The organism is Devosia sp. MC532 (assembly GCF_016461625.1).
In the GTDB taxonomy this organism is placed as follows: Bacteria; Pseudomonadota; Alphaproteobacteria; order Rhizobiales; family Devosiaceae; genus Devosia.
In genome coordinates, this window is the sequence record NZ_JAEMNZ010000011.1 from 52,514 (window position 1) to 75,730 (window position 23,217).

Here is a 23,217-nt window from a genome sequence, read left to right on the forward strand (position 1 = left end):
GTCCGAGACTGCCGGTGCTGACCAATTTGGGTCCGCTTAATATCGAAAGATGCCAGCATAGATGGGGTGAGAACAATATTCGGTCCGAAAGGGCAGGGTGTGTTCGAACCAGGCCAGTTGCCCTGCCGGGCAGCGCGGTTGACAGGCGTTTAACCGTTGCTCCTCCCTTTTGGGGGAGGGCAGCAATTGGCAATGGCTCAGCATTTATCTGCTGAGCTTTATGTGGAGACTAGCCGTGGACAGAACGGAAAAGCGTGAGCTTGTCGCATCGCTTCAGTCAGCCCTTTCGGGCGCTGGGTCGATCGTACTCGCGCAGAACACCGGTCTGACCGTAGCTAATCTGGAGTCGCTTCGCCGTGAGGTGAAGACTGCAGGTGGCTACGTGAAGGTCGCGAAGAACCGTCTTGCCAAGCTTGCTCTTAAAGAAACCGATCACGCGGACATTTCGGCCCTGTTCACAGGTCCGATCGTCATCGCTTATGCGGAAGATCCCATGGTTGCGCCAAAGCTGGCGCAGAAGTTCGCTGACAAGAACGCAAAGTTTGTCGTTCTTGGTGGCGTGATGGGCCCGACCGCTCTTGACGCGAATAACGTCAAGGCGCTGGCGACTATGCCTTCGCTCAACGAACTGCGCGCAACGCTCGCTGGTATGCTCAAGCAGCCAGCAACCCGTATCGCGTCGGTTATCGTGGCGCCGGCTGGTGGTATCGCGCGCGTGTTGGCCGCTCATGCGGAAAAGAGCAACGAAGCAGCGTAACCCCATTGTCCCTTATGGGACTGGTTTGAACTAACACCTAATAAAGAGAGATTCTCAAATGGCTGATCTCGCCAAAATCGTAGACGAACTTTCCGCTTTGACCGTTCTGGAAGCTTCCGAGCTTTCCAAGCTTCTCGAAGAAAAGTGGGGCGTTTCTGCTGCTGCTCCAGTTGCTGTTGCTGCCGCTGGCGGCGCTCCAGCTGCTGCTGCTGAAGAAAAGACCGAATTCGACGTCATCCTGGCATCGTTCGGCGACAACAAGATCAACGTGATCAAGGAAGTTCGCGCGATCACCGGTCTCGGTCTCGGCGAAGCTAAGGCACTCGTTGAAGGCGCTCCAAAGGCCCTCAAGGAAGGCGTGTCGAAGGCTGAAGCTGAAGACATCAAGAAGAAGCTTGAAGAAGCTGGCGCAAAGGTCGAACTCAAGTAATCTGAGTTTACCCCTTGTATTTGGCGGGGTGGCGCTATATGTGCCATCTCGCCTTTGTCGTTTCTAATAGGGACGATTCGCTGAGCCGATTGGATGGGTTTCAGCGCTAATTTGCGGAAATATATGACGAATTTGGATGTCTCAGGCGCGTTTTAAGCCTTTGAAGACCTCGCCGTGGATTTCTCCACGAGCGGGGAATTGGCGTTTGTAACGAGCAATTGATCTACTTTTCGGGTCGAAAGTGGATTTTGAGATGTCTGCGGCCCAAAATTTTTTGACTACCAAGGCATATATCCCGAGCGCCGACGGCTGATAGTCGGGTCTTTGGATATCTGCCTCCGAGACAAGCGAGGGCGTCTACCGGAACGTTGCGATCCGGATTGGTGCCCCAAAACATAAACAGGAGCGTTCATGGCTACCACGTTCAACGGCCGCCGTAAGGTACGCAAGTCCTTCGGCTCGATCCGCGAAGTCACGGAGATGCCAAACCTGATCGAAGTCCAAAAGGCTTCTTATGATCAGTTTCTTCTCGTTGATGAGCCTAAGGCTGGTCGTCCAGACGAAGGCCTTCAGTCGGTCTTTCGTTCGGTCTTCCCGATCACCGATTTTGCCAATACGGCAAGCCTTGAATTCGTTCGTTACGAATTCGAGCAGCCAAAGTATGACATTGATGAGTGCCGTGCGCGCGATATCACTTTCGCTGCCCCGCTCAAGGTCACGCTGCGTCTGATCGTTTTTGAAGTCGACGAAGAAACCAATGCTCGTTCCGTTAAGGACATCAAGGAGCAGGACGTTTACATGGGCGATATGCCGTTCATGACGTCCAACGGTACCTTTATCGTCAACGGTACTGAACGCGTTATCGTTTCGCAGATGCACCGTTCGCCGGGCGTGTTCTTCGATCACGATAAGGGCAAGACCCACTCGTCTGGCAAGCTGCTGTTTGCTGGCCGTATCATTCCATACCGCGGTTCCTGGCTCGACATCGAATTCGACGCCAAGGATATCGTCTACGCACGTATCGACCGTCGTCGTAAGATCCCGGTTACTTCGCTGCTCAAGGCGCTTGGCATGGATGCCGAGGAAATCCTCGACACCTATTACACCAAGCTTGAGTACGAAAAGACCGAGAGCGGCTGGCGCGTTCCTTACGATGCGGAAAAGTGGAAGGGCGCAAAGCCAACCCACGACCTCATCGACGCGGCAACTGGCGACGTCGTGCACGAAGGCGGCAAGAAGCTGTCTGCACGTCAGGCTAAGAAGCTGGCTGAAAACGGTCTGACCCACTTGCTGGCGACCGACGAAGACCTCTACGGCATGTATCTGGCCGAGGACATCGTCAACCTTAAGACCGGTGAAATCTACGCTGAAGCTGGCGACGAGCTGGACGAGAAGCTTCTCGTTAAGCTGGTTGACCTCGGCTATCACGATCTGCCGATCCTCGACATCGACCACATCACCATCGGTGCTTACATCCGTAACACCCTTGCCGTGGACAAGAACGAGTCGCGTGAAGACGCGCTGTTCGACATCTACCGCGTGATGCGTCCGGGTGAACCACCAACCGTCGAAACTGCAGAAGCGATGTTCCAGTCGCTGTTCTTCGATAGCGAGCGCTACGACCTTTCGGCCGTTGGTCGCGTCAAGATGAACATGCGTCTTGAGCTCGATGCTCCAGACACCATGCGCACCCTGCGCAAGGAAGACATTGTTGAAGTTGTTCGTACGCTGGTTGATCTGCGCGATGGTCGCGGTGAAATCGACGACATCGACAACCTCGGCAACCGTCGCGTTCGCTCTGTTGGCGAATTGATGGAAAACTCCTACCGCCTCGGTCTGCTGCGTATGGAACGCGCGATCAAGGAGCGTATGAGCTCTGTCGAAATCGACACTGTCATGCCGCAGGATCTGATCAACGCTAAGCCGGCTGCTGCTGCAGTTCGTGAATTCTTCGGCTCCTCGCAGCTGTCGCAGTTCATGGATCAGACCAATCCGCTTTCGGAAATCACCCACAAGCGTCGTCTTTCGGCACTTGGACCTGGTGGTCTGACCCGTGAACGCGCAGGCTTTGAAGTCCGTGACGTTCACCCGACCCACTACGGCCGTATCTGCCCGATTGAAACGCCGGAAGGCCCGAACATCGGTCTGATCAACTCGCTCTCGACCTTCGCGCGCGTCAATAAGTACGGTTTCATCGAAACCCCTTACCGCAAGATCGTTGACGGCAAGCTGACCGAAGACGTTGTCTACCTCTCCGCTATGGAAGAGGCTAAGCACTACGTCGCGCAGGCGAATGCTGAGTTCAATCCAGACGGCACGCTGATGCATGATCTGGTTGTGGCTCGCCACGCCGGTGACAACGGCCTGACCCCGAAGGAAAACGTCGACCTTATGGACGTTTCCCCGAAGCAGATGGTTTCGGTTGCGGCATCGCTTATTCCGTTCCTTGAAAACGACGACGCTAACCGCGCTCTGATGGGCTCGAACATGCAGCGTCAGGCTGTGCCTCTGCTGCGCGCAGAAGCACCGTTTGTCGGTACCGGCATGGAGCCAATCGTTGCTCGTGACTCGGGCGCTGCTATCGTTGCCAAGCGTACCGGTATCGTCGACCAGGTTGACGCGACCCGTATCGTTATCCGTGCAACGGAAGAAACCGATGCGTCGCGTTCGGGCGTCGACATCTACAATCTGATGAAGTTCCAGCGTTCGAACCAGTCGACCTGTATCAATCAGCGTCCGCTGGTTGTCGTTGGCGACCACATTAACTCTGGCGACATCATTGCAGACGGTCCTTCGACCGAACTCGGTGATCTGGCTCTCGGCCGTAACGTGCTCGTCGCGTTCATGCCGTGGAACGGCTATAACTACGAAGACTCCATCCTGCTGTCTGAAAAGATTGCGATGCAGGACGTCTTCACTTCGATCCACATCGAAGAATATGAAGTTATGGCTCGCGACACCAAGCTTGGCCCAGAAGAAATCACGCGCGACATTCCGAACGTTTCGGAAGAAGCGCTGAAGAGCCTCGACGAAGCGGGTATCGTTCACATCGGTGCTGAAGTTCAGCCGGGCGACATTCTGGTTGGCAAGATCACCCCGAAGGGTGAATCGCCAATGACGCCAGAAGAAAAGCTCCTGCGCGCTATCTTCGGTGAAAAGGCTTCTGACGTTCGCGATACGTCGCTGCGCGTGCCACCAGGCGACGCCGGTACTGTCGTGGAAGTCCGCGTCTTTAACCGTCATGGTATCGACAAGGACGAGCGCGCGATGGCTATCGAGCGCGAAGAAATCGAACGTCTGGCTAAGGACCGTGACGACGAACAGTCGATCCTCGACCGTAACGTCTATGCGCGTCTCAAGGAAATGCTGTTCGGTAAGGCCGCAACTGCTGGTCCAAAGGGCTATGTAGTTGGTACGCGCCTGAACGACTCCATCTTCGAAGCGCAGCCGCGCGCGAAGTGGTGGCAGTTCGCGGTTGATGACGACAAGGTCATGACCGAGATGGAAGCGCTTCATGCTCAGTATGAAGAAAGCCGCCGTCTGCTCGAACAGCGCTTCATCGACAAGGTCGACAAGCTCCAGCGTGGCGACGAACTGCCTCCTGGCGTGATGAAGATGGTCAAGGTCTTTATCGCGACCAAGCGTAAGATCCAGCCAGGCGACAAGATGGCCGGTCGTCACGGGAACAAGGGCGTGGTTTCGCGCATCGTTCCAGTCGAAGACATGCCATACCTTGAAGATGGTACCTCGGTTGATATCGTGCTGAACCCACTCGGTGTTCCGTCGCGTATGAACGTGGGTCAGATTCTCGAAACGCACCTTGGTTGGGCGTGTGCCGGTCTTGGTAAGCGCATCGACAAGATGGTTCGCGAATATCACTCCAAGGGCGATCTCCAGCCACTGCGCAGCGAAATCAAGGAACTGTTCTCGAACGACGAACAGCTTCGCGATCTCGATGACGACGGTCTGGTTCGTCTCGGCGAGCACCTCTCGAAGGGTGTTTCCATCGCAACGCCAGTGTTTGACGGCGCGAAGGAACACAACATCGTTGAGATGCTGGAGCGTGCAGGTCTGAAGGCCTCTGGCCAGTCGACCGTCTTTGACGGCCGTACCGGTGAACAGTTCGACCGTCAGGTTACTGTTGGCTACATCTACATGCTGAAGCTCGACCACTTGGTCGACAACAAGATCCACGCGCGCTCGATTGGGCCGTACTCCCTCGTCACCCAGCAGCCGCTTGGTGGTAAGGCACAGTTCGGTGGTCAGCGCTTCGGTGAGATGGAAGTTTGGGCTCTTGAAGCGTATGGCGCCGCCTACACGCTGCAGGAAATGCTCACCATCAAGTCGGACGACGTGGCGGGTCGTACCAAGGTCTACGAAGCCATTGTCCGTGGTGACGATACCTTCGAAGCGGGCATTCCGGAAAGCTTCAACGTTCTGGTTAAGGAAATCCGGTCCCTCGGTCTCAATGTCGAACTCGACATGCGGGACAAGGACCTGGAAAACCAGGCAGAAGCGGAGCTCGCGCCTCCTCAGGAAGCGGCGGAATAATCCGGCACTTCCAATCCTAATCACCTTCCGTTCAGGCGCGTTAAAACGCTGCCTGGGCGGATAGAGGAGAGAACTGATGAACCATCATTCCCACGTTATGGACCCGTTCAACCCAGGGCTCCCCGTGCAGACATTTGATCAGATGAAAATCTCGATCGCGTCGCCGGAAAAAATCCTGTCCTGGTCGTACGGCGAAATCAAAAAGCCAGAAACCATCAACTATCGTACGTTCAAGCCTGAACGCGATGGTCTGTTCTGTGCGCGTATCTTTGGCCCCGTAAAGGACTACGAATGCTTGTGCGGCAAGTACAAGCGTATGAAGTTCAAGGGCGTCATCTGCGAGAAGTGCGGTGTTGAAGTTACCCTGAGCCGCGTTCGTCGCGAGCGCATGGGCCACATCGAGCTGGCAGCTCCAGTTGCGCACATCTGGTTCCTGAAGTCGCTTCCAAGCCGTATCGCGCTTCTGCTCGATATGACTCTGAAAGACATCGAACGTATTCTGTACTTCGAAAACTATGTCGTTCTCGATCCGGGTCTGACCCCGTTCACGCTGAACGAACTTCTTACAGAAGAACAGTACCTCGACGCACAGGACGAGTACGGTGCTGACAGCTTCACCGCCAAGATCGGCGCGGAAGCTATCCGTGACATTCTGCTGGCGCTTGATCTGGAAAAGATCGCTGGTGATCTGCGTGTAGAAATCGCGGAATCCACCACCGAACTGAAGCCAAAGAAGCTCGCAAAGCGTCTTAAGATCGTTGAGCAGTTCATTGTTTCTGGCAACAAGCCAGAATGGATGATCATGACCGTTATTCCGGTGATCCCACCGGAACTGCGTCCGCTTGTGCCATTGGATGGTGGTCGTTTCGCGACTTCGGATCTGAACGATCTGTATCGTCGCGTGATCAACCGTAACAACCGCCTCAAGCGCCTGATCGAGCTGCGTGCGCCGGACATCATTATCCGTAACGAAAAGCGTATGCTTCAGGAAGCTGTTGACGCGCTGTTCGATAACGGCCGTCGCGGTCGTACCATCACCGGTGCGAACAAGCGTCCGCTCAAGTCGCTCTCTGACATGCTCAAGGGCAAGCAGGGCCGCTTCCGTCAGAACTTGCTCGGTAAGCGCGTCGACTATTCGGGTCGTTCGGTTATTACCGTTGGTCCATACCTCAAGCTGCACCAGTGCGGTCTTCCAAAGAAGATGGCTCTGGAACTGTTCAAGCCGTTCATCTACTCGCGCCTTGAAGCCAAGGGCTTTAGCTCGACCGTCAAGCAGGCCAAGAAGCTTGTTGAGAAGGAAAAGCCAGAAGTCTGGGATATCCTGGAAGAAGTGATCCGCGAGCACCCGGTTCTGCTGAACCGCGCTCCGACCCTTCACCGTCTGGGCATTCAGGCATTCGAGCCGATCCTGATCGAAGGGAAGGCAATCCGTCTGCACCCACTCGTTTGCTCGGCGTTTAACGCTGACTTTGACGGCGACCAGATGGCTGTGCACGTTCCGCTGTCGCTCGAAGCGCAGCTGGAAGCACGCGTTCTGATGATGTCGACCAACAACATTCTGCACCCTGCGAATGGTCAGCCGATCATCGTGCCGTCGCAGGACATTGTTCTGGGCCTCTACTATCTCTCGCTCGCTAACGACGGTGAGCCAGGTGAAGGCATGGCGTTCGGCTCTTATGCTGAACTCGAACACGCGCTCGACAATGACGTTGTCACGCTCCACACCAAGATTAAGGCCCGCGTGCCTGCTTGGGACGAGAACGGCAAGGAAATCACCGAGATCGTGGACACGACCCCGGGCCGTATGCTCATCGGTCAGATCCTGCCGAAGCACCCAACCGTTCCGTACTCGACTGCAAACCAGTTGATGACGAAGAAAATGATCTCGAAGATGATCGACACCGTGTATCGCGGTTGCGGTCAGAAGGAGACCGTCATTTTCTGTGACCGCGTCATGCAGCTTGGTTTCAAGAACGCATGTGACGCCGGTATTTCGTTCGGTAAGGATGACATGGTTATCCCGGCCGCGAAGTACACCATGGTTGATGAAACCCGTAAGCTGGTCGAAGAATTCGAACAGCAGTACAACGACGGTCTCATCACCCAGGGCGAAAAGTACAACAAGGTTGTCGACGCCTGGGCGAAGTGTGGTGACAAGGTTGCCGAAGAGATGATGAAGGGCATTGCTGCCGTTCAGATCGATAAGGAAACCGGTCGTCAGAAGCCGATCAACTCGGTTTACATGATGAGCCACTCGGGTGCTCGTGGTTCACCAGCACAGATGAAGCAGCTTGCTGGTATGCGCGGCCTTATGGCTCGTCCAGACGGCTCGATCATTGAGACGCCGATCACCGCGAACTTCAAGGAAGGCCTCAACGTTCTTGAGTACTTCAACTCCTCGCACGGTGCTCGTAAGGGTCTTGCTGATACCGCGTTGAAGACCGCGAACTCGGGTTACTTGACCCGTCGTCTCGTGGACGTTGCTCAGGATGCGATCATTGTGGTCGACGACTGCGGCACCGAAAAGGGTCTGACCATGGAGCCCATCGTGGACGCCGGTCAGGTCGTTGCTTCGATCGGTCAGCGTATCCTTGGTCGTACGACTGCGGATGACGTGTTCCACCCGCTCACCGGTGACCTCATTGCTCCGAAGGGCATTCTGCTCGACGAAAAGCACATCGAGATCATCGAAGACGCGCGTATTCAGTCGATCCGTATCCGTTCGCCACTGACTTGCGAAATGCGTCAGGGTTGCTGCGCGGCCTGCTATGGTCGTGACCTTGCACGCGGCACGCCGGTCAACATGGGTGAAGCTGTCGGCGTTATCGCTGCACAGTCGATCGGTGAACCAGGCACTCAGCTGACCATGCGTACGTTCCACATTGGTGGTACGGCACAGGTTGTTGACAGCTCGTTCCTCGAGTCCGGCGCTGAAGGTAAGATCGAAGTTCGTAACTCCAACCTCGCTAACGTCGCAGACGGCAAGCAGGTGGTTATGGCTCGTAACGTTGCTCTCGTTATCGTTGATGGCGAAGGCAAGGAACGCGCAGTCCATAAGGTTGCTTACGGCTCCAAGCTCCTCGTAAAGGCTGGCGACAATGTTCGTCGCGGCCAGCGTCTGGCTGAATGGGATCCGTACACCCGTCCGATCCTGGCTGAAGTTGAAGGCGAAGCGCAGTTTGAAGACCTGAACGACGGCGTTTCCGTTGCGGAAAACACCGACGAAGCAACAGGCTTCACCAAGCGCGTTGTTATCGACTGGCGCGGCAATCAGCGCGGTGAAGGCCTCAAGCCTGCACTCGTGATTAACCGTGGTGGTTCGGTCGCTAAGGTTGAACGTGGTGGTGACGCTCGTTACCTGCTTTCCGTTGATGCTGTTATCAACGTTGAGCCGGGTGAAAAGGTCTCGCCAGGTGACATTCTTGCTCGTATCCCGCTCGAAAGCGCGAAGACCAAGGACATCACCGGCGGTCTGCCACGCGTTGCTGAACTCTTTGAAGCTCGTCGTCCAAAGGACCACGCTATCATCGCCGAAATCGATGGTACGATCCGCTTTGGCCGCGACTACAAGAACAAGCGCCGCATCATCATCGAGCCAAACGAAGACGGTGCAGAAGCCGTTGAGTACCTGATCCCGAAGGGCAAGCCATTCCACCTCCAGGAAGGCGACACCATCGAAAAGGGCGAATACATCCTGGACGGCAACCCAGCTCCACACGACATCCTTGCGATCAAGGGCGTTGAAGAACTGGCTCGTTACCTCGTGAACGAAATTCAGGAAGTGTATCGTCTGCAGGGCGTTCTGATTAACGACAAGCACATCGAAGTGATTGTTCGTCAGATGCTGCAGAAGGTCGAAATCGTCACCCCAGGCGACTCCGGTCTGCTGAAGGATGAACAGCTCGACAAGCTCGACTTCGATGAACTCAACGACGCGCTCGTTGCCGATGGCAAGAAGCCAGCGACTGCTAACCCAGTTCTGCTCGGTATCACCAAGGCATCGCTGCAGACCCGTTCGTTCATCTCGGCCGCTTCCTTCCAGGAAACGACCCGCGTGCTGACCGAAGCTGCCGTTTCCGGCAAGGCCGACCTTCTCGAAGGCCTGAAGGAAAACGTGATCGTTGGCCGTCTGATCCCAGCCGGTACCGGCGCAGGCCAGACCAAGGCGAAGCTGATTGCGCAGAAGCGCGACGAGCTGATCCTGGAAGAACGCCGTCGTCAGGCAGAGACAGCAGCAATTGCTGCTCCGCGCCGCTAAGCGACAAGACATTGAATAGGAAAGGGGCCCTTCGGGGCCCCTTTTTTGTCTCTGCCGATTGAACTCAGGGGGTGGGAGGCTGCAAGCCGAGGTAGTCGATGAGCTCGCGCGTGGCCGCGGCGCCAGCGCGGTTGGCCCCTACGGTTGACGCCGAAGGGCCATAGCCAACCAAATGAATACGGGGATCTTTGGCCACTTGGGTGGCGAGACGGCCGGTCATGATAATGCCGCCGGATTGTTCGCGCAGGTTCAGCGGCGCGAGATGATCGAGCGCTGACTGGAATCCGGTGCACCATAAGATGGTATCGACAGCGCGCTCTTGTCCGTCCGCCCAACGGACGCCGGTGGAGGTAATCTCAGAGAACATGGGGAGGCGGTTGAGTACGCCGCGCCGCTGCATGGCTTCGACGGCGGGGGTGACGGGTAAGCCAGTCACCGATACGACGGCCTTGGGAGGAAGACCCTGACGCACGCGGTCCTCGACCATGGCGACGGCGGCGCGGCCCGCGGCTTCATCAAACGGTCCTGTACGGAAGCGCGGCGGTGTGCGGGTGACCCATGTGGTTTGAGTGACTTGCGATATCTCGTCGAGCAGCTGGATCGCTGAAATGCCGCCGCCAACGATGAGAACATGCTGGCCGATAAAGCGCTCGGCGGTTTGATAGTCCTTGGTGTGGAGCTGGGTGCCAAGGAAGGTGTCTGCACCGGGGTAGGCTGGGATATAGGGCTTTTCCCAAGTGCCTGTGGCGTTGATGATGCCCCGGGCGGAGAGCAGGCCCTTATCGGTTTCGACACGAAAGCGCTCGCCACGGTCGCAGACCACTTGCACCCGTATGGGGCGCACAACCTCAAGATCAAAACGGGCTTCATAGGCCGTGTAATATGCGGGTACGGCTTGTGCAGCTTGAACCGTTGGGCCACTGGCGAAAGCGCCGAACTGCATGCCCGGCAAGTCGTGAACCCGATTGACCGTCGAGAGGGTGAGTGAGGGCCAACGGTGTTGCCAAGCGCCGCCAGGGTTGGGGTTGGCGTCTAAGACATAGAAGTCGCGACGCGCCACATAGCCCATGCGGGTGAGATGATAAGCAGCACTGAGTCCAGCCTGCCCAGCGCCGATGATGACAATGTTTGTTTTTAGGGCCGTATTCGGGCTGCGGGGCAGCGGAGCGATCATAGCGACATTTGAGCGCAAATGATTTGAGAACGCGAGTGGGTTGATCCATTTTGCGTGTCAACTTTCACCTCGAGGTAACGCCTCAAGCAGGTGTGAACAGAGGCCAGAAGTGCCGGAATTGTGGATTTGTTAACCGTGGCGAAAAATTCGTTAATGTAATTTCGTGTTTGCCGCCGAACGGTTTTTACTTAATCCGTCAGGTTTTCGAAAAAGCTCTTGACCCGCCGAACCCCCGGAAACGCATAGCTTCCCTTCGAGTTGTTCAAGAAAGAATCCTTGACGGAGCGAGTCATCGGCTCTAAACAGCCCCTACCTTAGCGGTCGGTCGTGATTGTCACACCGGGTCCCTGCCACCTAGAGCGGGAATCCAGGGCAATCAAACACACTGTCGGGTATTAGACGAAGTAAATCCTTGTGCGCATGACTGCTGCCTGTAATAGGGCGGGTGGTCCTCTGCAACTGAGGCGCTGCCGCATCCTTAATGGGGTGAGGTGGGCGTCGCTTTGGTTTGCTTGTGTTGACCGTTTATAAATTTGGACCAATGGAAAGAGCGCAATGCCCACCATTAATCAGCTGATCCGCAAGCCACGCGCCAGCAAGCCAAAGCGGAACAAAGTTCCCGCCATGGAAGCGAACCCGCAGAAGCGTGGCGTTTGCTCCCGTGTGTACACGACGACCCCAAAGAAGCCGAACTCGGCACTGCGTAAGGTTGCCAAGGTACGTCTCACCAACCAGCGCGAAGTGATCTCCTACATTCCGGGCGAAGGTCACAACCTGCAGGAGCACTCTGTTGTTCTGATCCGTGGCGGCCGCGTACGCGACTTGCCAGGTGTTCGTTACCACGTGCTTCGCGGTGTTCTTGATACGCAGAGTGTCAAGGATCGTAAGCAACGCCGTTCGAAGTACGGCGCGAAGCGTCCGAAGTAAGGAGTATTTGAGTCATGTCCCGTCGCCACCGTGCAGAGAAGCGTGACGTTATTCCGGACCCAAAGTTCGGTGATCTCGTCGTCTCCAAGTTCATGAATTACCTGATGCTCGACGGCAAGAAGTCCGCCGCCGAATCCATCGTCTACGGTGCTTTTGACATCGTAGAAACCAAGACCAAGCAGGATCCAGTCACCGTGTTCCACGGCGCTCTGGACAACATCCGTCCGGCTGTTGAAGTTCGTTCGCGTCGCGTTGGCGGTGCTACGTACCAGGTTCCTGTCGAAGTTCGTGCTGACCGTCAGCAGGCTCTGGCCATTCGTTGGCTCATCGAGTCCGCTCGTAAGCGCGGCGAAAACACCATGCGTGAGCGTCTTTCCGGCGAACTCATGGATGCTATGAACGGCCGTGGTCAGGCCGTTAAGAAGCGCGAAGACACGCACCGTATGGCTGACGCCAACCGTGCATTCTCGCACTACCGCTGGTAGTAGGAACCGATTATGGCACGTACCACTCCGATCAATCTGTACCGTAACTTCGGCATCATGGCTCACATCGATGCTGGCAAGACCACTACGACTGAACGCATCCTGTATTACACTGGCAAGAACCATAAGATGGGTGAAACCCACGATGGCGCTTCGACCATGGACTGGATGGAGCAGGAGCAGGAACGCGGCATCACCATCACTTCCGCAGCGACCACGACTTCGTGGACCTCGCGTGATGGCGTGCAGCACCGCTTCAACATCATCGACACCCCCGGCCACGTTGACTTCACCATTGAAGTAGAACGTTCGCTGCGCGTGCTCGACGGTGCTGTTGCTCTGCTCGATGCGAACGCTGGTGTTGAACCTCAGACTGAAACCGTTTGGCGCCAGGCTGACAAGTACAACGTTCCACGTCTCATCTTCGTCAACAAGATGGACAAGATCGGCGCTGACTTCTACCGCTGCCTCGAAATGATCGGTTCGCGTCTCGGTGCCAAGGGCGTCGCGGCTCAGCTGCCAATCGGCGCTGAAACCGAGTTCAAGGGCGTTGTCGATCTCATCGAGATGAAGGCACTCGTCTGGCAGAACGAAGAACTCGGCGCTGCCTGGGACGTTCTTGAGATCCCAGCGGATCTGAAGGACAAGGCTGTCGAATACCGCGAAAAGCTGATCGAAGCTGCCGTCGAAATGGACGATGCAGCAATGGAAGCGTATCTGAACGGTGAAACACCGGACAACGATACCATCCGTCGTCTGCTTCGCCGTGGCGTTATCGATGCGAAGTTCTTCCTCGTTTTTGCTGGCTCTGCCTTCAAGAACAAGGGCGTTCAGCCGCTCCTCGATGGCGTTATCGACTTCCTGCCAGCTCCGACCGACGTTCCTGCTATCCAGGGTATCGACGCGAAGACTGAAGAGCCAATCGAACGTCACGCTGACGACAACGAGCCGCTCTCCATGCTGGCGTTCAAGATCGCCAACGACCCGCACATGGGTTCGCTGACTTTCTGCCGCATCTATTCGGGTCACCTCGAAGCTGGCATTCAGCTGGAAAACACCGTGAAGGGCAAGCGCGAACGCGTTGGCCGCATGTTCCAGATGCACGCAAACAGCCGCGAGCAGATCACTGAAGCTTACGCAGGCGATATCGTTGCTATCGTTGGTCTCAAGGACACCACCACTGGTGATACCCTGACCCCAGCGAACGCACAGGTTATCCTTGAACGTATGATCTTCCCGGATCCGGTTATCGACATCTCCGTCGAACCAAAGTCCAAGGCCGACCAGGAAAAGATGGGCCTCGCCCTGAACCGCCTGGCTGCTGAAGATCCATCGTTCCGCGTTAAGACCGACGAAGAATCGGGCCAGACGATCATTTCGGGTATGGGTGAACTTCACCTTGATATTCTCGTCGATCGTATGAAGCGTGAATTCAAGGTCGAAGCGAACATCGGTCAGCCGCAGGTTGCGTATCGTGAAACGATCACGCGCAAGTCGGACAAGGACTACAGCCACAAGAAGCAGTCTGGTGGTTCGGGTCAGTTCGCTCGTATCAAGTTCACTGTTGAACCCGGTGAAGTTGGCAAGGGCTTCGAGTTCGTGAACTCGATCGTCGGTGGTGCTATTCCTCGCGAATACATCCCAGGCGTTCAGAAGGGCATGGAATCGGTCATGGGCGCAGGCCCGCTGATCGGCTTCCCAGTGGTTGACGTTAAGGTCACTCTGGTCGACGGCGCGTACCACGACGTTGACTCGTCTGTTCTCGCGTTCGAAATCGCTGGCCGTGCAGGTCTGCGTGAAGCGCTTCGTGAAGCTGGTCCGAAGATCCTCGAACCAATCATGAAGGTTGAAGTTGTCACGCCAGACGACTACATGGGTGACGTCATCGGCGACCTTAACTCGCGTCGTGGTCAGATCCAGGGTACTGAAAGCCGTGGTGTCGTCCAGGTCGTGAATGCGTTCGTACCGCTCGCAAACATGTTCGGCTATGTGAACTCGCTGCGCTCTATGAGCCAGGGTCGTGCACAGTACAGCATGGTCTTCGATCACTACGAACAGGTTCCGCAGGCGGTTGCCGACGAAGTCCAGGCGAAGTACGCCTAAAACCAGCGCAAGCTAACTAATCTCAACTTTAAGTCGGCGATTGCGCTGACAATTTTGGAGAAAATCGATGGGTAAGGAAAAATTTTCCCGCTCCAAGCCGCATTGCAACATCGGCACCATTGGTCACGTTGACCACGGCAAGACCTCGCTGACCGCAGCGATCACCAAGGTTTTGGCTGAATCCGGCGGCGCAGCGTTCAAGGACTATGCGTCGATCGACAGCGCGCCAGAAGAAAAGGCACGCGGTATCACCATCAACACTTCGCACGTTGAATACGAAACCGCGAACCGCCACTACGCACACGTCGACTGCCCAGGCCACGCTGACTATGTTAAGAACATGATCACCGGCGCTGCTCAGATGGACGGCGCGATCCTGGTTGTGTCGGCTGCTGACGGCCCAATGCCACAGACTCGCGAACACATCCTGCTCGCTCGCCAGGTTGGCGTTCCAGCACTGGTCGTGTTCCTGAACAAGTGCGACATGGTTGACGACGCTGAACTGCTCGAACTCGTTGAAATGGAAGTTCGTGAACTTCTGTCTTCGTACGAATTCCCAGGCGACGACATCCCAGTCATCAAGGGCTCGGCTCTCGCAGCTCTCGAAGACAGCAACAAGGCTCTCGGCCATGACGCTGTTCTCGAACTGATGGCCGCTGTTGACGCGTACATCCCACAGCCAGAACGTCCAGTTGACCAGCCGTTCCTGCTCCCGATCGAAGACGTGTTCTCGATCTCGGGTCGCGGTACTGTTGTGACCGGTCGTGTTGAACGTGGTATCGTCAAGGTTGGCGAAGAAGTCGAAATCGTCGGCATCAAGGCAACCCAGAAGACCACCGTTACCGGCGTTGAAATGTTCCGCAAGCTGCTCGACTCCGGTCAGGCAGGCGACAACGTTGGCGCGCTGATCCGTGGTATCGACCGCACTCAGGTTGAGCGCGGCCAGGTTCTCTGCAAGCCAGGTTCCGTACAGCCACACACCGACTTCACTGCTGAGGTTTACATCCTCACCAAGGAAGAAGGCGGTCGCCACACCCCGTTCTTCGGTAACTACCGTCCTCAGTTCTACTTCCGTACAACCGACGTGACCGGCATCGTTACCCTTCCAGAAGGCACCGAAATGGTGATGCCTGGGGATAACCTGAATATCAACGTTCAGCTTATCGTTCCGATCGCTATGGAAGAGAAGCTCCGCTTCGCTATCCGTGAAGGCGGCCGTACTGTTGGTTCGGGCGTCGTAGCTACGATCCTGAAGTAAGAACAATTTGACACTCGCGGCGCGTGCTTTGTTGCGCGCCGCGATCCTTTTTGTCAGGATTTAAAAGATGAACGGTCAGAATATTCGCATTCGCCTCAAGGCGTTTGACCATCGCGTGCTCGATACGTCGACTCGTGAAATCGTCAACACCGCCAAGCGTACGGGTGCTCAGGTTCGCGGTCCAATCCCGCTGCCGACCCACATCGACAAGTTCACCGTGAACCGCTCGCCGCACATCGATAAGAAGTCGCGTGAGCAGTTTGAGATTCGTACCCACAAGCGTTTGCTTGACATTGTGGATCCGACCCCTCAAACGGTCGATGCGTTGATGAAGCTTGACCTCGCCGCCGGCGTCGACGTCGAAATCAAGCTCTAAAGCATACAAGTTTCCGCGCCTGCCGTTAAAAGGGTCCTCTGAAACCATGACCCGGCAGCGCGCCAATTGAAAAGGTAAGAACCTATGCGTTCTGGATTGATCGCACAGAAGCTGGGCATGACCCGCATCTTTGCAGAGGACGGATCCCACGTCCCTGTAACGGTGCTGAGCCTGCAAAACTGCCAGGTGGTAGCTCAGCGGACCGCCGAGAAGGATGGCTACGTAGCCCTGCAGCTCGGCGCCGGCCAGGCAAAGGCCAAGAACGTCAGCAAGGCCGAACGTGGCCAGTATGCTGTCGCTAAGGTTGAGCCGAAGCGTCGCGTCGCGGAATTCCGCGTTGACGCTGATAACCTCATCGAGGTTGGTGCAACTCTTAAGGCCGATCACTTTGCCGAAGGTCAGCTGGTCGACGTGACCGGTACCTCTATCGGTAAGGGCTTTGCCGGCGGTATGAAGCGCTGGAATTTTGGCGGTCTTCGTGCGTCGCACGGTGTGTCTGTCTCTCACCGCTCGATCGGTTCGACCGGTCAGCGTCAGGACCCAGGCCGTACCTTCAAGAATAAGAAGATGCCGGGCCACATGGGCGACCGTCGCATCACCACTCAGAACCTCACTGTTGTGAAGACCGACGTAGAACGTGGTCTGATCATGGTTCAGGGTTCTGTTCCGGGCTCCAAGGGTGCTTGGATCATGGTCAAGGACGCCGTCAAGAAGCCGGCTCCCGCGAACGTTGCCCTTCCGGGTTCGTTCGAAGCCGCTGCTGCGGGGGAATCGAAGTAAATGGAACTCCAGGTAACCACTCTCGACGGTAAGTCCGCAGGCAAGGTTGAACTTCAGGACGCCGTGTTCGGCCTTGAAGTCCGTGCTGACCTTCTTCACCGTATGGTTCGCTACCAGCAGCTTAAGGCTATGGCTGGCACCCACGACGTCAAGAACCGCTCTGAAGGTGCACTGACCGGTAAGAAGTTTGTAAAGCAGAAGGGTTCTGGCGGCGCTCGTCACGGCGACCGTAAGGCTCCTCAGTTCCGTGGTGGCGGCCGTGCATTCGGTCCAACTCCGCGTAGCCATGCTATCGATCTTCCAAAGAAGGTCCGTGCTTTGGCTCTCAAGCATGCTCTCTCGGCTAAGGCTGCTGCAGGCTCGCTGATCGTTCTCGACAGCGTTGCACAGGCTCAGGCAAAGACTGCTGCTCTGCGCACCACTTTCGGCAAGCTGGAATGGCTTAACGCTCTGATCATCGACGGTGCAACCGTTGACCAGAACTTTGCTCTTGCTGCTCGCAACATCCCAAATATCGACGTGCTGCCGGTGCAGGGGATCAACGTTGTTTCGATCCTGAAGCGTGACAAGCTCGTCCTCACCAAGGCAGCGCTTGAAGCGCTCGAAGCGAGGTTCGCATGAACAAGCTTGCCGCTTACGACATTATCCGCAACCCAGTCGTGACGGAAAAGTCGACCATGGCTTCTGAAGCCAACCAGGTCGTTTTCGATGTTGCTATTGACGCGAACAAGACTGAGATCAAGGCAGCTGTTGAACAGCTTTTCTCGGTCAAGGTGAAGGCTGTTAACACTTTGGTCCGCAAGGGCAAGGTAAAGCGCTTCCGTGGTCGTGTTGGTGTTCGCAACGACGTCAAGAAGGCAGTTGTGACCCTGGCCGAAGGTCAGTCGATCGACATCTCGACCGGCCTCTAAGGGATAAGAGACAAAAATGGCTCTAAAGACTTACAATCCCACCTCTGAAGGCCGTCGTACGCTTGTTACGACTGATCGTTCGGAACTGTGGAAGGGTGCACCGGTCAAGGCTTTGACCGAAGGCCTCAGCAAATCCGGTGGTCGTAATAACACCGGCCGCATCACTGCTTTCCACCGTGGTGGTGGTCACAAGCGCTCGTACCGTTTGATCGATTTCAAGCGCGTTAAGTTCGACGCAGTCGGGACCGTAGAACGTCTCGAATACGATCCGAACCGTACCGCTTGGATCGCTCTGATCAAGTACGAAGACGGCGAACTGGCTTACATCGTTGCTCCACAGCGTCTTGCTGCTGGCGACAAGGTTGTATCGTCCATGAACGCAGTCGACGTGAAGCCAGGCAATGCAATGCCGCTCGAGCGCATGCCGGTCGGCACCATTGTGCACAACATCGAACTGAAGCCTCGCAAGGGTGGTCAGGTCGCTCGTTCTGCTGGCGCCTATGCTCAGTACGTTGGCCGTGACTCCGGTTGGGCGATCCTTCGCCTGAACTCGGGTGAACAGCGTCGCGTTCACGGCACTTGCCTTGCGACCGTTGGTGCTGTGTCCAACCAGGACCACGCTAACACCTCGCTCGGTAAGGCAGGTCGCAACCGTTGGCTCGGCCGCAAGCCAGTCAACCGTGGTGTTACCATGAACCCGGTCGACCACCCACATGGTGGTGGTGAAGGCCGTACCTCTGGTGGCCGTCACCCGGTTTCTCCGTGGGGCAAGCCAACTAAGGGCAAGCGTACGCGTACCAACAAGGCAACGGACCAGTTTATCGTTCGTAGCCGTCACGTGAAGAAGGGCAGGTAACAACATGACCCGTTCGATTTGGAAGGGGCCGTTCGTAGACGGTTACCTGCTCAAGAAGGCCGAGAAGGCCGCGTCATCTGGTCGCCACGAAGTGGTGAAGATTTGGTCGCGTCGCTCGACGATCCTGCCGCAGTTCGTGGGTATCACGTTCGGCGTTCACAATGGTCAGAAGCACGTCCCAGTCCTCGTGACTGAAGACATGATTGGCCACAAGTTCGGTGAATTCGCGCCGACCCGTACCTACTACGGTCACGCGGCCGACAAGAAGGCCAAGAGGAAGTAAGATGAGCAAGCCAAAGACTGAGCGCGCTCTCAAGGATAACGAGGCTAAGGCTGTACTGCGCATGCTGCGTATCAGCCCTCAGAAGCTGAACCTCGTCGCGCAGTTGATCCGTGGTAAGAAGGTAGAGCGTGCTCTGTCCGACCTCGAGTTCAGCCACAAGCGTATCGCCGGCCAGGTGAAGAAGGTGCTGGAAAGCGCCATCGCCAACGCTGAAAACAACCACGGTCTCGACAGCGACGCTCTCGTTGTTGCCGAAGCCTTCGTCGGTAACTCGCTGGTTATGAAGCGCTTCCACGCTCGTGGTCGCGGCAAGTCGGCTCGTGTTGAGAAGCCATTCTCGCACCTGACGATCGTCGTCCGTCAAGTTGAGGAGGCCGCATAATGGGTCAGAAGATCAATCCAATCGGCTTCCGTCTCGGTATCAATCGCACTTGGGACAGCCGCTGGTACGCAAACCGTGGTGAGTACGGCACGCTTCTTCAGGAAGACCTGAAGATTCGTTCCATGCTCATGGAAGAGCTCAAGGCAGCTGCGGTTTCCAAGATCGTTATCGAACGCCCGCACCGTAAGTGCCGCGTGTCGATCCACACTGCCCGTCCAGGCATTGTGATCGGCAAGAAGGGCGCAGACATCGACAAGATCCGCGCCAAGGTGAAGAAGTTCACCGATAGCGAAGTGCACATCAACATCGTTGAAGTGCGCAAGCCGGAAACCGACGCGACTCTGGTTGCTCAGGGCATTGCCCAGCAGCTCGAACGCCGTGTGGCATTCCGTCGCGCTATGAAGCGTGCGGTTCAGACAGCGATCCGTATGGGCGCTGGTGGTATCCGCGTTAACGTTGGTGGTCGTCTTGGTGGCGCCGACATCGCTCGTACCGAATGGTACCGCGAAGGTCGCGTTCCACTGCACACCCTCCGTGCTGACATCGACTACGGTACTGCAGAAGCCGCAACCACTTACGGCATCATCGGTATCAAGGTCTGGGTCTTCAAGGGCGAAGTCCTTGAGCATGATCCGTCGGCTCACGAGCGTCGCGCTACCGAAGGTGGCGAAGGTGCTGGTCAGCGTTCTCCACGCCATGAGCGTGGCGACCGCGATCGCGAACGCGCATAAGAAGGTTAGTTCATTATGCTGCAACCAAAGAGAACTAAGTTCCGCAAGGCCCACAAGGGCCGTATCCATGGCGAAGCCAAGGGCGGTACCACCCTCGCATTCGGTCAGTACGCACTGAAGGCCACTGAGCCAGAACGTGTTACTGCTCGTCAGATCGAAGCTGCGCGTCGTGCGATCACTCGCGAAATGAAGCGTCAGGGTCGTGTTTGGATCCGTATTTTCCCGGATCTGCCTGTTTCCAAGAAGCCTACCGAAGTCCGTATGGGTAAGGGTAAGGGCTCCGTGGAGTACTGGGCTGCACGTGTAAAACCTGGTCGTATCGTTTTTGAGATTGACGGCGTACCAGAAGACGTTGCAAAGGAGGCACTTCGCCTCGGTGCAATGAAGCTGCCGATCACCACGCGTATCGTTACGCGTATTGCTGACTAAGGAACACGAGTGATGAATTCCAGTGATGTGCGGGCCAAAACCGCAGACGAACTGAAAGACCAGCTCGTCGACCTTAAGAAAGAACAGTTCAACCTGCGTTTCCAGCGTGCTACCCAGCAACTGGAAAAGCCGGCTCGGGTGAAGGAAGTCCGTCGCGATATCGCGCGGATCAAAACCATCCTCGCCGAAAAGAACGCAGCTAAGTAAGGAATAAAACCCATGCCAAAGCGCGTTTTGCAGGGGACTGTGGTCTCCGACGCCAATGACAAGACCATCGTGGTTCGTGTCGAGCGCCGTTTCACGCACCCGGTTATGAAAAAGACCGTGCGTCGTTCCAAGAAGTACCATGCTCACGACGAAAATAACGTCGCGAAAATCGGTCAGATCGTTTGGATCGAAGAAACTGCGCCGATCAGCAAGAACAAGCGTTGGGCTCTGGTCCAGGATAACGCTTCTTCTTCCGTGTCTGCGTAAGAGAAACAATAGGTCGGCGCACCGTTTAGCGGTGCTGCCGACAAACTAGAAGGCATCCAGTCATGATCCAGATGCAGTCCAACCTCGACGTCGCCGATAATTCCGGCGCCAAGCGAGTAATGTGCATCAAGGTGCTGGGCGGTTCGCATCGCAAGTACGCCTCGGTCGGCGACATTATTGTCGTTTCGGTCAAGGACGCTATTCCGCGTGGCCGCGTTAAGAAGGGCCAGGTAATGAAGGCTGTGGTCGTTCGCACCGCAACCGACATCCGTCGCCCAGATGGCACCGTCATCCGTTTCGACAAGAACGCCGCAGTTCTTCTGAACAATCAGAAAGAACCAATCGGCACCCGTATCTTCGGACCAGTTCCGCGTGAACTTCGCGCTAAGAACCAAATGAAGATCATCTCGCTCGCCCCAGAGGTGCTGTAATGGCCGCCAAGATTAAGAAGGGCGACAAGGTAGTCGTCCTTGCAGGTAAGGATAAGGGTAAGACCGGTTCGGTCTTGCAGATCTTCCCGACCGAAAACCGTGCGCTCGTACAGGGTATCAACCTTGTACGTCGCCACCAGAAGCAGACTGCTACGCAGGACTCCGGTATCTTCTCGAAAGAAGCACCGATCCACCTGTCGAACCTTGCAGTTGCAGACGCGAATGGTAAGCCAACCCGTGTTGGTTTCCAGATCACCGATGGCGTGAAGACCCGCGTTGCTAAGACCACCGGAGATGCGATCAATGGCTGAGACCGTTTACGTTCCGCGCCTGCGCACCCAGTATGACGAATCGATCAAGCCCGAGCTGCTCAAGCAGTTCGAGTACAAGAACGTCATGCAGCTTCCGCGCCTGGAAAAGATCGTCCTGAACATGGGCGTTGGTGAAGCCGTTGCTGACACCAAGAAGGTGAAGTCCGCTGCTGAGCAGATGGAACTCATCGCTGGTCAGAAGCCAATCATCACCTACGCTCGCAAGTCGATTGCAGGCTTCAAGGTACGTGAAAACATGCCGCTGGGCGTGAAGGTTACCCTTCGTGGCGTCCGCATGTATGAATTCATGGACCGCCTGGTAAACATCGCGTTGCCTCGCGTTCGCGACTTCCGTGGCCTCAACCCGAACGCCTTTGATGGCCGTGGCAACTACGCCATGGGTATCAAGGAACACATCATCTTCCCAGAAATTAACTATGATCAGATCGATCAGGTTTGGGGTATGGATATCGTGGTTTGCACCACAGCCCGTACAGATGATGAAGCGCGTGCGCTTCTTAAGGCTTTCAACTTCCCATTCCGCGCGTAAGCGGATAGGGAAGGGATAGAGGATCAGGATATGGCAAAGACCAGTTCCATTGAAAAGAACAAGAAGCGCGCAGTTCTGGCCGCTCAGTATGCCGATAAGCGCGCTGCGCTGAAGGCAACTGTGATGAACCAGGAAACGCCGATTGAAGAACGCTTCAAGGCAAGCTTGAAGCTCGCTGAACTTCCACGCAACTCGGCTCAGATCCGCGTTCGCAACCGTTGTGAAGTGTCGGGCCGTCCGCGCGCTTACTACCGCAAGCTCAAGATGAGCCGTATTGCCCTGCGTCAGCTGGGCAACCTGGGTCTCATCCCGGGTCTGGTAAAGTCGAGCTGGTAAGGAGAAACTAAGATGAGCTTTTCCGATCCAATCGGCGATATGCTGACCCGTATCCGGAACGCACAAATGCGTCGCCGGAACACCGTAACGACCCCAGCGTCGACCCTCCGTGGTCGTGTGCTGGACGTTCTTCAGTCCGAGGGCTTTATTCGCGGCTACTCGGAAACCAAGTTCGAAAACGGCGCTGCCGAATACGAAATTGAACTGAAGTATTCTGACAATGAAGGCGTTATCCGCACCATCGAACGCGTGTCGCGTCCGGGCCGTCGCGTTTACGCCTCCGTCAAGAATATTCCACAGGTTGCTAATGGCCTCGGCGTGTCGATCCTCTCCACCCCTAAGGGTGTGATGGCCGACCACGAAGCTAAGGCTGCCAATGTGGGTGGCGAGGTACTCTGCCGCGTCTTCTAAGCCATTTGGCTTA

At 56.2% G+C, this 23,217-nt stretch carries 25 protein-coding genes; 24 read left to right on the forward strand and 1 reads right to left on the reverse strand.

The features are described 5' to 3' along the window. Positions 1 to 235 precede the first annotated feature (235 nt). The 4 genes from rplJ (at position 236) to rpoC (ending at position 9,996) form a co-directional block, all read left to right on the forward strand. The gene (gene rplJ / locus JHC09_RS13825) at positions 236 to 757 is read left to right on the forward strand and encodes a 50S ribosomal protein L10 (RefSeq protein WP_169194911.1); all 522 of its coding nucleotides are present in this window, start codon (positions 236 to 238) and stop codon (positions 755 to 757) included. 58 nt (positions 758 to 815) lie between these two features. Then, complete coding sequence (gene rplL, locus JHC09_RS13830) at positions 816 to 1,187, forward strand: 50S ribosomal protein L7/L12 (protein ID WP_169194910.1); 372 nt, start codon at positions 816 to 818, stop codon at positions 1,185 to 1,187. Positions 1,188 to 1,598: 411 nt separating this feature from the next. Then, positions 1,599 to 5,738 carry a DNA-directed RNA polymerase subunit beta gene (gene rpoB / locus JHC09_RS13835; protein WP_169194909.1) on the forward strand — a complete coding sequence of 1,380 codons (4,140 nt, stop codon included), beginning with the start codon at positions 1,599 to 1,601 and terminating at the stop codon, positions 5,736 to 5,738. Between the two features lie 76 nt (positions 5,739 to 5,814). Next, positions 5,815 to 9,996 (forward strand): DNA-directed RNA polymerase subunit beta', encoded by a 4,182-nt coding sequence (gene rpoC / locus JHC09_RS13840; protein ID WP_199532424.1) that lies wholly within the window; start codon positions 5,815 to 5,817, stop codon positions 9,994 to 9,996. A gap of 64 nt (positions 9,997 to 10,060) precedes the next feature. Here the strand turns inward: rpoC and JHC09_RS13845 are convergent, their stop codons facing one another. Then, the gene (locus JHC09_RS13845) at positions 10,061 to 11,170 is read right to left on the reverse strand and encodes an NAD(P)-binding domain-containing protein (RefSeq protein WP_199532426.1); all 1,110 of its coding nucleotides are present in this window, start codon (positions 11,168 to 11,170) and stop codon (positions 10,061 to 10,063) included. A 555-nt stretch (positions 11,171 to 11,725) separates the two neighbouring features. Between JHC09_RS13845 and rpsL the strand changes: the two genes are divergently transcribed. The 20 genes from rpsL (at position 11,726) to rpsH (ending at position 23,204) form a co-directional block, all read left to right on the forward strand. Next, positions 11,726 to 12,097 carry a 30S ribosomal protein S12 gene (gene rpsL / locus JHC09_RS13850; protein WP_035080811.1) on the forward strand — a complete coding sequence of 124 codons (372 nt, stop codon included), beginning with the start codon at positions 11,726 to 11,728 and terminating at the stop codon, positions 12,095 to 12,097. Between the two features lie 14 nt (positions 12,098 to 12,111). Beyond that, entirely contained in the window at positions 12,112 to 12,582 is a 471-nt protein-coding gene (rpsG, locus tag JHC09_RS13855) for a 30S ribosomal protein S7 (protein ID WP_169194906.1), read from the forward strand. A 12-nt stretch (positions 12,583 to 12,594) separates the two neighbouring features. Continuing rightward, positions 12,595 to 14,685, forward strand: coding sequence for an elongation factor G (gene fusA / locus JHC09_RS13860; protein WP_199532428.1), 2,091 nt, complete (start codon positions 12,595 to 12,597; stop codon positions 14,683 to 14,685). Between the two features lie 67 nt (positions 14,686 to 14,752). Then, entirely contained in the window at positions 14,753 to 15,943 is a 1,191-nt protein-coding gene (gene tuf / locus JHC09_RS13865) for an elongation factor Tu (RefSeq protein ID WP_169194904.1), read from the forward strand. Between the two features lie 67 nt (positions 15,944 to 16,010). Beyond that, positions 16,011 to 16,319 carry a 30S ribosomal protein S10 gene (rpsJ, locus tag JHC09_RS13870; protein WP_169194903.1) on the forward strand — a complete coding sequence of 103 codons (309 nt, stop codon included), beginning with the start codon at positions 16,011 to 16,013 and terminating at the stop codon, positions 16,317 to 16,319. 84 nt (positions 16,320 to 16,403) lie between these two features. Continuing rightward, positions 16,404 to 17,099: a 50S ribosomal protein L3 gene (gene rplC, locus JHC09_RS13875; RefSeq protein WP_169194902.1), complete on the forward strand. Its 696-nt coding sequence runs from the start codon at positions 16,404 to 16,406 to the stop codon at positions 17,097 to 17,099. After that, positions 17,100 to 17,720, forward strand: coding sequence for a 50S ribosomal protein L4 (gene rplD, locus JHC09_RS13880; protein WP_169194901.1), 621 nt, complete (start codon positions 17,100 to 17,102; stop codon positions 17,718 to 17,720). Next, complete coding sequence (locus JHC09_RS13885) at positions 17,717 to 18,010, forward strand: 50S ribosomal protein L23 (protein ID WP_169194900.1); 294 nt, start codon at positions 17,717 to 17,719, stop codon at positions 18,008 to 18,010. Before rplD ends, JHC09_RS13885 begins: the two co-directional genes overlap by 4 nt. 16 nt (positions 18,011 to 18,026) lie before the next feature. Continuing rightward, positions 18,027 to 18,866, forward strand: coding sequence for a 50S ribosomal protein L2 (rplB, locus tag JHC09_RS13890; RefSeq protein WP_169194899.1), 840 nt, complete (start codon positions 18,027 to 18,029; stop codon positions 18,864 to 18,866). A 4-nt stretch (positions 18,867 to 18,870) separates the two neighbouring features. Next, positions 18,871 to 19,149, forward strand: a complete 279-nt coding sequence (gene rpsS, locus JHC09_RS13895) for a 30S ribosomal protein S19 (protein WP_169194898.1) — start codon at positions 18,871 to 18,873, stop codon at positions 19,147 to 19,149. Between the two features lies 1 nt (position 19,150). After that, positions 19,151 to 19,531, forward strand: a complete 381-nt coding sequence (gene rplV, locus JHC09_RS13900; protein ID WP_169194897.1) for a 50S ribosomal protein L22 — start codon at positions 19,151 to 19,153, stop codon at positions 19,529 to 19,531. Further along, complete coding sequence (gene rpsC / locus JHC09_RS13905; protein WP_169194896.1) at positions 19,531 to 20,262, forward strand: 30S ribosomal protein S3; 732 nt, start codon at positions 19,531 to 19,533, stop codon at positions 20,260 to 20,262. The genes rplV and rpsC overlap by 1 nt, the downstream gene beginning before the upstream one ends. Before the next feature lie 15 nt (positions 20,263 to 20,277). Beyond that, complete coding sequence (rplP, locus tag JHC09_RS13910; RefSeq protein ID WP_169194895.1) at positions 20,278 to 20,691, forward strand: 50S ribosomal protein L16; 414 nt, start codon at positions 20,278 to 20,280, stop codon at positions 20,689 to 20,691. 12 nt (positions 20,692 to 20,703) lie between these two features. Continuing rightward, positions 20,704 to 20,898 carry a 50S ribosomal protein L29 gene (rpmC, locus tag JHC09_RS13915; RefSeq protein ID WP_169194894.1) on the forward strand — a complete coding sequence of 65 codons (195 nt, stop codon included), beginning with the start codon at positions 20,704 to 20,706 and terminating at the stop codon, positions 20,896 to 20,898. Positions 20,899 to 20,910: 12 nt separating this feature from the next. Then, the gene (rpsQ, locus tag JHC09_RS13920) at positions 20,911 to 21,165 is read left to right on the forward strand and encodes a 30S ribosomal protein S17 (protein WP_169194893.1); all 255 of its coding nucleotides are present in this window, start codon (positions 20,911 to 20,913) and stop codon (positions 21,163 to 21,165) included. Between the two features lie 62 nt (positions 21,166 to 21,227). Further along, positions 21,228 to 21,596: a 50S ribosomal protein L14 gene (rplN, locus tag JHC09_RS13925; protein ID WP_169194892.1), complete on the forward strand. Its 369-nt coding sequence runs from the start codon at positions 21,228 to 21,230 to the stop codon at positions 21,594 to 21,596. Beyond that, the gene (gene rplX / locus JHC09_RS13930) at positions 21,596 to 21,907 is read left to right on the forward strand and encodes a 50S ribosomal protein L24 (RefSeq protein WP_169194891.1); all 312 of its coding nucleotides are present in this window, start codon (positions 21,596 to 21,598) and stop codon (positions 21,905 to 21,907) included. The genes rplN and rplX overlap by 1 nt, the downstream gene beginning before the upstream one ends. Further along, positions 21,900 to 22,457, forward strand: coding sequence for a 50S ribosomal protein L5 (rplE, locus tag JHC09_RS13935; protein ID WP_169194890.1), 558 nt, complete (start codon positions 21,900 to 21,902; stop codon positions 22,455 to 22,457). Before rplX ends, rplE begins: the two co-directional genes overlap by 8 nt. A gap of 30 nt (positions 22,458 to 22,487) precedes the next feature. After that, a complete protein-coding gene (gene rpsN / locus JHC09_RS13940) occupies positions 22,488 to 22,793 on the forward strand; it encodes a 30S ribosomal protein S14 (protein ID WP_169194889.1) in 306 nt (101 codons plus the stop codon). A gap of 12 nt (positions 22,794 to 22,805) precedes the next feature. Next, positions 22,806 to 23,204 carry a 30S ribosomal protein S8 gene (gene rpsH, locus JHC09_RS13945; RefSeq protein WP_169194888.1) on the forward strand — a complete coding sequence of 133 codons (399 nt, stop codon included), beginning with the start codon at positions 22,806 to 22,808 and terminating at the stop codon, positions 23,202 to 23,204. Positions 23,205 to 23,217 lie beyond the last annotated feature (13 nt).